This window comes from Paenibacillus sp. MZ03-122A, assembly GCF_024213325.1.
Taxonomy (GTDB): domain Bacteria; phylum Bacillota; class Bacilli; order Paenibacillales; family Paenibacillaceae; genus Paenibacillus; species Paenibacillus polymyxa_B.
Map to the genome: position 1 here is coordinate 370,943 of NZ_JANAVI010000002.1, position 12,347 is coordinate 383,289.

The following is a 12,347-nucleotide window of genomic DNA, read 5'->3' on the forward strand; positions in this document are numbered from 1 at the left end:
GGAATAAGGAATAGGAGAGAGAACATGTTCTTTTATACAGACGAGGTCTATGAAGCCCGTGATTTTGGCTCAATGGATGCCAGAGAAGGCGAGTGGAGAAATTGTGAGTTTACCCGATGTCGCTTTCGGGGGGTGGAGATGAATGAGTCCCTCGTGGAAGGCTGTACTTTTGTGGACTGTGATTTTACCGGAGCCATTCTGAATGCATCTCACTACAAGGAGTCGGCTTTTACGAATTGTTTGTTCACCAGCGCCAATTTGTTTGTAGTCCGGTTTGATAACTGCAAGCTGGTAGGTTCAGATTTTGCGGGGGCGAATATGGATGGTATCACAATTACGGGCGGAGACTGGTCTTATACGAATTTGCGTCATGCAGATTTAAGAAAACAAGATTTGCGAAAAATACGATTCAAGGAAGCCGACTTATCCGAATGCAATTTGGAAAAAGCAGATTTGCGGGAGGCGGATCTTACCCGGGTAAGACTGCACAAAGCCCATCTTCAAGGAACAGACCTGCGCGGTGCGAAGATGGATGGCGTGAATTTTAAAGATCTGGACATCACCGGAGCCAAGTTGGATATCGAGCAGGCAGTAGCGGTGGCCCGCTCCTATGGAGCCAAGGTGGAAGGCTAAAAAGCACGGGATACAGGACCCGTCTCGATCTGCGGTACCCCGTGCGTGTGAAATGGATGGTTGACTCGAATGTGAAGAACTTAATCTTTAGGGGGTGCCGGCAGTAGTGGAATCGCTGCTCCCGGCTCCCGGTTTGGCAAATGATCCACTCCCACAGGCTCTAGAGGCTGCTGTGGAACCGTCCAGTTGCGCGCGGTATCTGCGGCAGTTCGCTGCTCCAGCAAGCGTTTGGCTACTTCATAACATTGATCGACATGCCGATTACCAATGGTTCGCATGGCAGTAAAGCCAATTGCCGCGGCTAGCCCTTGCCCCAGAAGGGGGACAAACTTGCTAACCTGCTTGGTAGCGATACGAATGCCCATTTTTTGCAAAATCTGCACGATAACTTCACGGGTGATGAGTCGCCCGATCAGCTTGCTGCCAATTGAGGTGATAAAACCATACACCATGGATTTTGTTTCTGCGTCCAGACCTTCCAGCTGCTTCTCAGATAATCCGAATTTTCCATTAATGGCTGGCAGTAGCTGCATCAAAATGCCAACATCAGCAAGAACGTCAGCCCCTGGAACTGGAACTAATACCGCTCCACCAGAAGCCGCAGCCCTTTTCGTCACCATGGATTTACACTCTCTACGGATCTGCTCCAACTCTTCTATTGTTCGGGCTGTCATATGCATCTCTCCTTCATACGCTTCCGATTAGGACCCATGATTCTACCCTGTTATTACACACATTTCTACCTATCTTAAGCATGGAGTAAGCAAAAAATCCCTGATCCACACACTATCGCACATTTACTCCTGTGAAGCGATCAGGCATAATGAAGGGTGGTTGCCGATAAGAACAAGCCTGTTTTACGGGGATAAAGGAAGGAAGAGACAGATGAGTCAGACAAACGTTTATTTTAATCATGATGGTGGAGTGGATGATCTAGTATCCCTGTTTATGTTGCTTCAGATGGAACAGATTCATTTGACCGGAGTATCGGTGATTCCAGCAGATGGTTATCTGGAGCCTGCAACGGATGCCAGCCGTAAAATTATTGATCGTTTTGGACAAAATAAAGGGCCTGTGGAAGTCGCAAAGTCTAATTCACGCGGTAAAAATCCGTTTCCTGCTGCTTGGCGTTTACATTCCTTCTATGTGGATGCATTACCGGTACTGAATGAATCGGGGCGAATGGAAGCACCGCTTTCATCCCTGCCAGCTCATCAGCATCTGATCGAAAAGGTACGCGGAGCTGAAGGTAAGACGCTGTTGCTATTCACTGGACCGTTAACCGATCTGGCCCGTGCGCTGGATGAAGCACCGGATATTGAAGCAAAGATTGAAAAGCTGGTATGGATGGGCGGCACCTTTGAAAAAGGGAATGTGGAGGAGCCGGAGCATGACGGCACAGCAGAGTGGAATGTGTTCTGGGACCCAGAAGCGGCATATCGGGTGTGGCAAAGCGGCATCACGATTGATCTGGTAGCGCTGGAAAGCACAAGCAAAGTGCCATTAACTCCAGCAGTACGCAATCGTTGGGCTGCCGAGCGCCGATATGAAGGCGTGGATTTCTTGGGTAATTGCTATGCAGGATGTCCGCCGCTCGTCTATAGCGAAACGAACTCAACCTACTACTTGTGGGATGTACTGACCACTGCATCCGTAGGACGCCCGGACATTGTCAAGAAAAAGACGGTGCATTGCAGCGTTATCGCAGAAGGCCCGAGTCAGGGCAGAACGGTGGAACAGGCAGAGGGACGCCCTGTGAACCTGGTATACGATACAGATCCAGAAGCCTTTTTTACGTATATGGCGGATTTGGCCAAGCTGGCTGCTCCCAAACGTTACTAAGTCTGACTATGCACAAACGTGCGGCATAGGGTGATAATATTGCCTAGTGACACGTACTCATAACATAAAGCCCGTGACGTTATGCGTCACGGGCTTCTATTACATGATGTGTCCTATAATTATCACAAGCTAGTTTCTATTTCATGCTGACTCCTGGTATGTTTTCAGAGTGAACTGGAGCGTTATTTCTGTCCCGCTACCAGGTTCACTGATCCCAGTCATTTTACCATTCATTCGTTTTAATAGATGTTTGGTAATCAGCCAACCCAATCCTGGATTGCCATATGAGGGAGAGTTCCCACGGTCATGCTCAAGCCACAATTTCAGTTTGTTAGGAGATATACCGATCCCAGTATCCTTCACCTTTAATTCCAGTTCAACCTCAGGTGCATCGGTCACGGATTGGGCGGTTGCAGATAAAGTGACGGCTCCTGTGCTTGTAAACTTCACTGCATTATCTACCAAATTAATCAGCATACGGCGAATTTTAGCCTCATCCCCGATAAAAATAGGCGAGCTGGTGAGATTCCAGTCGAGCTTCAACTCTAGATTCCGTCGCGCAGCTACCTCTGTATACAGACTCAACACATTTTCCATCATCGTTCTCAGATCAAACGGATCTTCAATATCATCGATCTGCCTGGACTCTATATTGCTGTAATCCAAAATATTACTCAACAACGTCATAAGCGAGCGACTGCTCGACTCCATGATGCCCATATATTGCTGTTGTTCCTCGGTTAACTCCGTCGTCAGCATGAGATCGGTGGCTCCCCATATTTCGGTCAGCGAAAACCGAATTTTATTACTCAGGGAAGATATCAAATCCAGCTTGCTCATGGAAGAGATTTCAGCATCGATCTTGCCTTTCTCCAGTTCAACTACATACCCCAGAAATACGGCCATAGCCTGTAGTGCCTTCAGTTCTGATTCTGTCAAATGTACAGATGGCGCGTCCAAGATACAAATGGTTCCATAAGCCTGACCATTTTTCATGCGAATAGGGACTCCTGTAAATGAGTGGTTTCCCATGGTTTTAGTCGCATATAAATCACGTGTTTGTGGATGAGTAGACGTTTCCGAAATGGTGAGGTAATCCGCAGAATGGTTCAGCACCAGACTGCAATAGCTAAGCTCAAAAGGAAGCTCCTCTCCATTACGAACCAGCACCTCTTCCCGGTTAAATGAATCTACAATTACATTTGTAACCCCATCATTAGCGGCAATAAAAATGGTATTAACATGTAAAATATCACTCAACACATCAATGACATGCGCGGTAGCCTCTTGAATACTATTATAAAAACCTGTAGGTGAAGTAGTCATATGTCTCCAATCTTGATGCAAAGTGGTGGTTAACAAAACTCTAATAGTTTGTGTATCCCATTCCTAGTCCTCTGAAAGTATTGCTGGAGCGTATTATTAATTATACATGATTATTTCGTTATAAACCTGAGTCTTCTACTTCGATTTACCTATTCGCTTGCACAAACCTTCATTTTTTAGGTCTAATGCTGGCCTTTCTTGGAGAATTTTTGCATATATTATTACACATTCACGAAAAAATATGATTATTTTCATTCTATTTTCATACATTCATATGTAATCTCATGATATGAAAATTGTGTAATAAAATAGGAGGATAGAACCAGTAATATCATGTAAATATTCTATATAATAGGTTCAGAGGTGGAATTATGAATAGACAGGAAGCCCTACAACACTTCCATAAGACCTATGCGGAAGATGTACTGAATGAGAAATTACATCAGGCAGCGTCTTTATATGAGCATAGAAAAGAGGAACTCATTTTTTCTTTTATTCAATCCTTTCAATCAATCTGCCTGCAAGCCCATTCTGCAGAAGTGGCCAAGACAAGGATCGGATACATTACTTATTCTATGAGGCGCACGTATCTGATGGATCGTAACTATAACTATGTCGTCGAAGCCTATGATAAAAATTGGTTCTTTGATCCTCAACCTTGTTATGGAACCTATGGTGCAGGCTGGGCATTCAGCTTTTTAGCAGAATTGGAGGATGAATTGAATCAGCTTCGAAAACCCTATATGAATAAGATTTTTCAGCCTGATGTGGAGCGATTTGTACTCCAGGCTACAGGGGAATTTCATCAATATATTCTGAAATTAGCGAAAGATGCTATTCAGCAGGCTGTACACTTACCTGAATTCAAGGCGTTGAAATGTGAGAATGATTTGGAAGTAAGAATAGGGGAGTATAAAGGAATCAGTGAGGTGGTGTATTCAACAGCTTATGGAGTACTACATGATTCAACAGGATAATCGTATTACGGAGTATATGTATCCAGTAGAGACAAATCGCAGGCAGTTGTTAGAATGGGCAGAAAGCCCATCATGTGCCGATGAAGAATCTATTTTACAATTTTATGTATCAGGTGATGCGGACTATATTGATTTTATAGAGCATCCGGTATCCATCATTTCGGAACAACTAAAGGAAATCTTTGATATATATCAAGCCGGATTAAGCTGGAAGTTGGTTGTTTTTGCCGATATGCAGCGAATGCAGCAAACAAGGTATTGGCTGGCAAATCCGCCTAGCCTGATGTGTTTATCACCACGTAGTGAATATCATAGGGACGGTACACTGAAGAAAATCATTCTAGATGAATATGCAGTCGAGAATCATAAAATATTCAGGGTTCAGGATGCCAATCATCATATCATTGTAGATCTTGATGTGGCTGAATGTATTTTGAAGTTCAATCTGGTAGGCTTGAAATTACAAAAGGTCGATACAGAGGGGCCATCTATACAAAGGAGAGTCCAAGAATGAGTGAGAGCTATGTAGTGGATGGGGCACAGATACATTGTAGCTATGGAAGTCATACGGGAAGGTTTAGTGTTTCAGCTAACAGGGGGATTAGTATTGGCGACAAACTGCAAGGGAATATTCAGGATTTTCACCCGCAGACGCATATCCCTTCTTTCGGAAAGTGCCGTAGTATGCATAATCCTGCAGTCTCTTCTGCTAACAAAGGAAATTCCGGGGGAATCATTCCGCAGCCCTGTAAACCGAGCGTTTCTATGCCTTGGTTGAATGGAAAAAAGGATGTATACGTAGATCAATCTCCGGCTCTTATGAGCTGCTCCACGAACTTATGCATGTGGTGCGGCAAAATTTCATTCACGACAGATGGGCAGGAATAGCTAACAGATTGTAGGAATTGCATCATATGAAAAGCAACCGGGGGGAGTAAGATGGGACTGGCAGGAACTATGCTGACTTATGGAAATATTAGAGTGAATGCACCGTATGAAATTATCCGGCTACTTGATTTTGAATTGACACAGAAGATAAATGAGCACGGCAAGGTGTACATTACTGCTCTCATACCGGATGAGGATCATGCAAAGTATGATGGATTAGCTTACGATGAAGATGTGCTAGAGGTATATGAGATGGATGAAGACCGAGGGACAGTTAGCATCTTTAAAGGAATAGTCACCAATATTAGAATTGCATTCAAAAATGGCGTATATCACATGTACCTTGAGGCTGCGTCTTTTACATATTTATTGGATCAACAACGGAAAAACCGTTCGTTTCAAAATAGCAACTTGACGTATTATCAACTATTCCGCGAACTTATAGATGCCTATCCACATGGGGATTTTATTGACCTGGCGGACAGCGATCAAAAGCTGGGCGGCTTTACTATTCAGTATGAGGAGAGTGATTGGGAGTTTCTAAAAAGAATGGCCTCTCATCTGCAAACTGGACTCATTGCCGAGATTACATCCGTATTTCCGAGATTATGGTTAGGTACCTCAAAAGAACAGGTGAAAGGTGAATTGCATAGCATTAACTTTTTCCTCCAAAAAACAAAGTCAGGTCCCCAGTATACATATGCTGAAGTGGAGGATACGAAACGGTTTGAACTTGGAGATGTCGTCATGTTTCAACGAAAGCATTGGGTTATTGATCGGATTCATGCAGAGATGAAGCAAGGCATTATGACATATGGCTACGTTCTCGTTCCGGGAGCAGGCATTCCGAGGGAGGTTATACATAACCCGTTAATCAAAGGTACCTCTATTGAAGGGAAAGTCATTGATTTAGATGGTGAAAACGAATCCGTTAAACTTCACTTGTCCGTGGATTCTATGCAGTCCAAAGTTGAGGGTTGCTGGTTTTCATACCCCACCATGTATACCGGGGATGGAATTGGTTGGCATTGCATGCCTGAGCTTGGGGATCATGTCCATTTGTATTTTCCATCTAACAAAGAAAAGGAAGCTCGTGTAGTCCAATCTCTGCGTAAGAGAGACTACAAAGGAGATGAAATCAGCAAGCCGTCAAGAAAGCTATTTCATACCAAAACTCAAAAAGTGGCGAGATTCGACGACAAAGAAGTGGCACTTTCCACCCAAAAAGAAAAGATACTTGTGCGCTTGAATCCAGCTTCCGGTATTCACGTCTATAGTCATCACGATCTTACATTTCACGCCGATACAGACTTGGTGCTGCATGGCAAAAAGGTACAAATGACCGCTACTCGCGAAATATCTCTGACGTGCAAAAGCAGTTATATCCGAACTGATGGAACGCTTCATATCAAGGCTAATAAGTTCATGAAAAATCAGGTGCCTGATGCCGAACTGAAAGCCTATAAATCCCTGATTCAAGAATTGAAGGGAAAAGGGTATCCGCAATGGGTGCAGAATTTGCTTTTGCAATATAAAACGGACTACTACAAAGCTGTGGCAGCTGGGGACAAAAAGGGGGCCAAGGAAGCAGTAGCCAAGGCCAAGAAATTGCGTCAGCAGGTGGCAGAAATAGATCGTATGCCTGCCTGGGCTAGAGCGCAAATGCATGAATACACGTCCCAGTGGTGGGAAGCGTACGATGCAAACGACAAGGCCAAGCAAAAGCAGATGCATCTTCTCGCCAACCAACTGCGTGACAATGTGCTAATCAACGAGCTGATTCGTGGGCATTCAGCCAAATCCTATCTGGATGCGAATCAGCTGGAGGAGCTGTCCGGGCAATATTCAGATGCAGCCCATAAGCTGACCGTTGCTGATCAAAAGGCTCTAGCCAAGGAAGCAGCTGCTCTGCGGAGTAAGTATGGCGTGAACAGCCAGCTTGCCAGGGAGAATTTGAACAAGCTTGCCAAGAAGTATCCAGATAGCTTCTCGTACAAGCTTCCAACTACAGGCGATTGGGATAAGGAGCTTAACGCTGCACTGCATGATTTTGCGAAAAAATACGGCTTGGAGAATAAGGGCTATGGTCGTGATGTGCTCGCAGTGTACCTGCATCAAGTATCCAATGGCATTCTTCCATGGCCTAAGGTTAGCAAGGCTACAACGCCGACTGTTCCAACAACGACGACAACAACGAAAACGGAACCGGGCAAGAAGCCGCCGACTACTCCTGAAAAGCCAACGAAGGAGGAACCAAAGCCTACACCATCCAACAGTTCTGCCGAGGAGAAAAGGAAAGCAATTGTGGAATTCGCTAAGAAGTTTTTAGGCAAGATTCCTTACTGTATGGATACTAAAATCAGAACGATGAAGCTTAATCCCAACAACCCTCCTGAATATATGGACTGCTCTGATTTTAGTTCCTCAGTGTACTTGACCATATTAAATGTGCATATAGGCGGTACTACAAGAGACCAAATCAATCGGGGGACGAAAGTGAGTCACGAGAATTTACGAAAAAGCGGGGACTATAAGAACCTCAAATTAGGTGACTTGATCTTATTTGATTGGGGGAATAGGGGAGAGACCGAATTTATACCAGACCATGTGGGAATATATATTGGAGATGGAGAGTTCATTCACGAGCATGGTCGTGCACAGACTCGTAACCAAATGAAGAAGGATAACAAGCCATCTCACAATGTAACAATAGATAAATTGAGCAAAGATTGGAAGGGGTCTTACGGTCTTATATATAAGAACGTAATAGCAGTTAAGCGTATTATACAAGATGATGGCTCAATCAATTATAAATAAGAAAGTAGGTAGTGATTTGAATATCACAAAAATATCTATTGTGTTTATTCTGGTATGGTCGTTAACAGGTTGCACAAGTTTGGAGTCATTTGAGAAGGGGCATGTTTCCCAACAATCAGAGAGTACAGAGAAAAGTGTGCAAGCAAAGCCTGGGCCTAGTCTTGTAAATGAGCAGGAGTTGAAGTTGACAAGTAAAAATGATTCTAGTATTAAACATCCTAAGCCTAAGACACTTAAACAATTTTATGAATTGCAATACAAATATATTGTTCCTTCGATGGAAAAAGAAATAAAAGAATTTAAACGGCTTGTACAAGAAACTAAAAAGGATGAATCTGACTACAACCTAATATTGACCTATCTTAAAGGTACTTATATTAAGCAAACCTATCAAACAGATGAGAGCACGAATGATGAAATAGATAGAGAATTATTAAAGATTAAAAAAAAGTTTAAATCTCCTTTACCAATTTATGCGGATACTTCTGTCCTTGGTGGCTTAAGAATTTTAGTACTAGTGAGACCAATTGATGAAAGTGACTCTCGATATAAAAAAGTATTAAACAGTATTAGAGGGGATGAGAATGAAGCAGATCTGCTTCAAACTTTAGGCGATAAATACAATAAATACGTTTTAGATCTTTATGTTGAAGATTATTTTGGAGTATATGAAGACGCTAGTATTACTTCAATAAATTTTGATACTAACGATACAAAAGATAAGATGATGGTTGTATTAAACCAAGAATTACAATCGACAGTATTGCAGCATAATCGGCAAGTAAATGATACTAATCTCATACCTGATCATAGGTGGCACTTGATTGTTCTTGAAGATACAGATACATCATTACCTGAGACGATAGTTCTTCGTATTAATTCCAAGCTGTTTTCTCAAGAGGAAATAGCACTAACTCGATTAATGGGTAGGCTTTATTGAGAACGGAAGAGGGAAAGTGAATTTTATAAAAATCATATTGATTGTTACTTTTGTAGCCATTATATCGGCATGTAGTGGGTTTAAAGGAGAGGAAGCTTTCCCGTCTCCTCACCCCCAAGAAATATCATCACACAGGGTCACACAAGATAATAGAAATGTTACTGAAAAAGAAGCACGGTGGCTTTTAAATGGAGAAGAAGACCCATATCCGACTCAATTTTGACCAATTTAGATGATCCTACAGGGAAGACCTATATACGAATCGATGACTTGGTAGATGCGATGCAAACTAAAGAAGAGCGAATAAAATATCGCGGCTCCCAAGTAACTGTCAGTAGAGTATCAAATGATGGAAGTCGAATGGCGATCGTAAGGACAATCTCTGATGTGGAAGAAGGGGACGAAAAACACATTCTTGAGGTATATGATCTGAACTCAGGAAAAAAAGAGTCCGAGTTTGAACTGCCTTCAACGTCTTACCCTGTAGTCTCTCCTGATTTAAGTAAATATCTTTATGAGTTGAATGGGCAAGTGTATTTATATGATGCAGTAAAGAGGAAATCGACAAAAATAGACCTTGGGAAACGTAAAATAGATTTAGGTATCATTAGTTCAGGATTATTTTCTCCAGATGGCACTAGATTCTGTTTTGAGGAAAATGACCAACCAGGCATCATTATGCTGAATCTGTCCGGTATTAGTGGAGTAAAACGTTTACTTACAGGGTCTATGGTTTCGCTTTTGCAATGGGATCAAGAAGATAAATTAATTTATACAATTTCTGAAGAGGACGACAATTACACAAAAGATGTCTATTCATTTGATATAGAGAGCGGAGAAAAAAGGTGGATAACTAAAAGTACGGCACCATTTATACTATCCCCTGATCAAAAATTGGCGCTGTCCGCAGAATACGAAGCATCAAAAATGTATCTGGTTCATCTGAGCGATGGAAGAAAGGAGGATATATCCTCTTTTACTAAAAACCAAGGAATACGCACGGCTCCAATACAGTGGATCGAAGCAAAAACCAATTATATGAAGTATAGCAACAAGGTTAAAGTGAAAAGAATTACTGCCTCTTCTACGCTACCTGATCAGGGTATTCGTTCTTTTAATGTGGACAATTTAACGGATGGAAATTATTCAACCTCTTGGTGTGAAGGAACCAAGGGGGGCGGAGTAGGGGAAACGGTAACTATAGATTTGGGTTCAACTCAAGAGGTGAGAGGTATAGATATAACCGATAACTTCATGTGGGTTAATAATAAGTATTTAGACGTAAGTAAAATCAAAAAAATGAAACTTGATTTTTCGGATGGACAATCTGTGGTGCTTGAGGGCAGTGACGTACGTTTCAAATTTGATGAACCCTTACAAACATCTTTCGTCAAGATTACCATCCTGGAAGTGAAAAAAGGCGCGGACTTCCCAAATACATGTATAGGTGAGCTGAAGTTATTGTGATGAACAGTAGAAAACGGAAAAAAACTGCAGTATGGATAAGTAAAATTACGTTATTGGTCATGATCTTTTCCATGCTATGCGGGTGTATACAATCGAATGAGGGGCAAAAAGTAGGACAGGAGCGGAATGAAACTTATGCTTCTGTCTCTCAGTCCAAGAAACCTCCTCCAACAAAAAGGGCTGTAAATTGGTTGCTCTTTGAAGCGGAAAATGAAAACATGCCTGTGGACTATCTCGTTGATATGGATGATCCTACAGGCAATACGTTTATTGATACAACTGATATTATTGATCGGTTGTACGCAAGTGAGAAAGAGGATTTCCCTAGAAGTGAGCTGGAAATAATGCGATTTTCTAGTGACGGCAGGACTATAGCACTGAGCAGATATACACATATGATAGATTACAGTGCCATTTTTATTTATGACTTATCCACATATAAAAAGTTGTATGAATTTAATATACCTGATAGGGAATACGTCGTAATATCACCGGATTTAAGTAAATGTGTGTACACCAATAATGGAGATTTTTTTCAATACAATATTCAGGGACGAGTCACTCAAAAACTATCTATTTCCAACTATACTGGTTCGGAAGAATCTATTGGATATAGTGTGTTTTCTCCTGATAGTTCAAAATTATGTATTGAAGATAATGGTACTCTATATATTTTTGATCTGATGGCGAATAAAGAGGTTCAACGAATCACAGTGACCAAGGCAATGCAGGTTTATCAGTGGCTTTATAATAATAAGATAGTTTACCGTTCCTATGATGACGAAAAGTGGTACATGTTGAATTTAGATGACGGAAAGAAGAGGATGTTGGCAGAATTCTCTGAGAACCCTGTTTTAACTTTAGATAACCACAGGGTTGCTTATGTGAATTCGAAGGGTGAAATGCAACAACGAAACATCCAAACAGGTTTGCCTATAAAATACTCCAATCTATTTCACAGGATAGGCTATAACGTGTCCCCTACACAATGGATACAAACAACAACGGATTTAATGAAATATCGAAAAAGTATCCCGGCACGGAAAATCATTGCCTCTTCTACACTTCCAGACCAAGCAGGAAATTCCTATGCTGCCCAAAACATCATGGACGGAGATGCGAGTACAGCCTGGTGTGAAGGAGTTAAAGGAGACGGGATCGGGGAGTGGATCAAAATTGATTTCGGCTCTATGCAAGAACTGAAGGGGTTTGAACTTTTTAATGGTTTAGCCAAGTCATCCAAAGCTTTCCAAGCAAATAATAGAGTTAAACGAATGAAACTGGAGTTTTCAAACGGGCAGACCAGGGTGATAGATAATGATTTTATAAGAAACGAATTTCTTGATAACCCCATTCATACCTCTTTCGTGAAAATAACGATTGAGGCCGTAGAGCGAGGAACTAAATATCACGATACCTGTATGTCGGAGATACGATTCTTCTAGCATTTCTAACAA

Annotated in this window: 11 protein-coding genes; 9 read left to right on the forward strand and 2 right to left on the reverse strand. The window is 42.0% G+C overall.

From position 1 onward, the window contains the following. Positions 1–24 precede the first annotated feature (24 nt). Positions 25–633, forward strand: coding sequence for a pentapeptide repeat-containing protein (locus NLX74_RS05635; protein ID WP_028540785.1), 609 nt, complete (start codon positions 25–27; stop codon positions 631–633). An 80-nt stretch (positions 634–713) separates the two neighbouring features. Here NLX74_RS05635 and NLX74_RS05640 read toward each other — a convergent pair whose 3' ends face one another. Then, positions 714–1,307, reverse strand: a complete 594-nt coding sequence (locus NLX74_RS05640; RefSeq protein WP_254328162.1) for a hypothetical protein — start codon at positions 1,305–1,307, stop codon at positions 714–716. A 211-nt stretch (positions 1,308–1,518) separates the two neighbouring features. Between NLX74_RS05640 and NLX74_RS05645 the strand changes: the two genes are divergently transcribed. Further along, entirely contained in the window at positions 1,519–2,475 is a 957-nt protein-coding gene (locus NLX74_RS05645; protein WP_039271744.1) for a nucleoside hydrolase, read from the forward strand. Between the two features lie 141 nt (positions 2,476–2,616). Here NLX74_RS05645 and NLX74_RS05650 read toward each other — a convergent pair whose 3' ends face one another. After that, on the reverse strand, positions 2,617–3,801 hold the full coding sequence (locus tag NLX74_RS05650) for a GAF domain-containing sensor histidine kinase (protein ID WP_254328163.1): 1,185 nt from the start codon (positions 3,799–3,801) through the stop codon (positions 2,617–2,619). A gap of 371 nt (positions 3,802–4,172) precedes the next feature. Here NLX74_RS05650 and NLX74_RS05655 point away from each other — a divergent pair, with 371 nt between their 5' ends. From NLX74_RS05655 to NLX74_RS05685, 7 genes are all read left to right on the forward strand, one after another. Then, complete coding sequence (locus NLX74_RS05655; RefSeq protein ID WP_254328164.1) at positions 4,173–4,778, forward strand: hypothetical protein; 606 nt, start codon at positions 4,173–4,175, stop codon at positions 4,776–4,778. Next, positions 4,762–5,292, forward strand: a complete 531-nt coding sequence (locus tag NLX74_RS05660; RefSeq protein ID WP_254328165.1) for a hypothetical protein — start codon at positions 4,762–4,764, stop codon at positions 5,290–5,292. The genes NLX74_RS05655 and NLX74_RS05660 overlap by 17 nt, the downstream gene beginning before the upstream one ends. Next, positions 5,289–5,666 (forward strand): DUF4280 domain-containing protein, encoded by a 378-nt coding sequence (locus NLX74_RS05665; protein WP_254328166.1) that lies wholly within the window; start codon positions 5,289–5,291, stop codon positions 5,664–5,666. The genes NLX74_RS05660 and NLX74_RS05665 overlap by 4 nt, the downstream gene beginning before the upstream one ends. Positions 5,667–5,717: 51 nt before the next feature. Beyond that, entirely contained in the window at positions 5,718–8,483 is a 2,766-nt protein-coding gene (locus tag NLX74_RS05670; RefSeq protein WP_254328167.1) for an NlpC/P60 family protein, read from the forward strand. Next, entirely contained in the window at positions 8,458–9,423 is a 966-nt protein-coding gene (locus tag NLX74_RS05675; RefSeq protein WP_254328168.1) for a hypothetical protein, read from the forward strand. Before NLX74_RS05670 ends, NLX74_RS05675 begins: the two co-directional genes overlap by 26 nt. 177 nt (positions 9,424–9,600) lie before the next feature. After that, positions 9,601–10,890, forward strand: a complete 1,290-nt coding sequence (locus NLX74_RS25785) for an NADase-type glycan-binding domain-containing protein (protein WP_254328169.1) — start codon at positions 9,601–9,603, stop codon at positions 10,888–10,890. Then, positions 10,890–12,335 carry an NADase-type glycan-binding domain-containing protein gene (locus NLX74_RS05685; RefSeq protein WP_254328170.1) on the forward strand — a complete coding sequence of 482 codons (1,446 nt, stop codon included), beginning with the start codon at positions 10,890–10,892 and terminating at the stop codon, positions 12,333–12,335. Before NLX74_RS25785 ends, NLX74_RS05685 begins: the two co-directional genes overlap by 1 nt. The last annotated feature ends 12 nt before the right edge of the window (positions 12,336–12,347 follow it).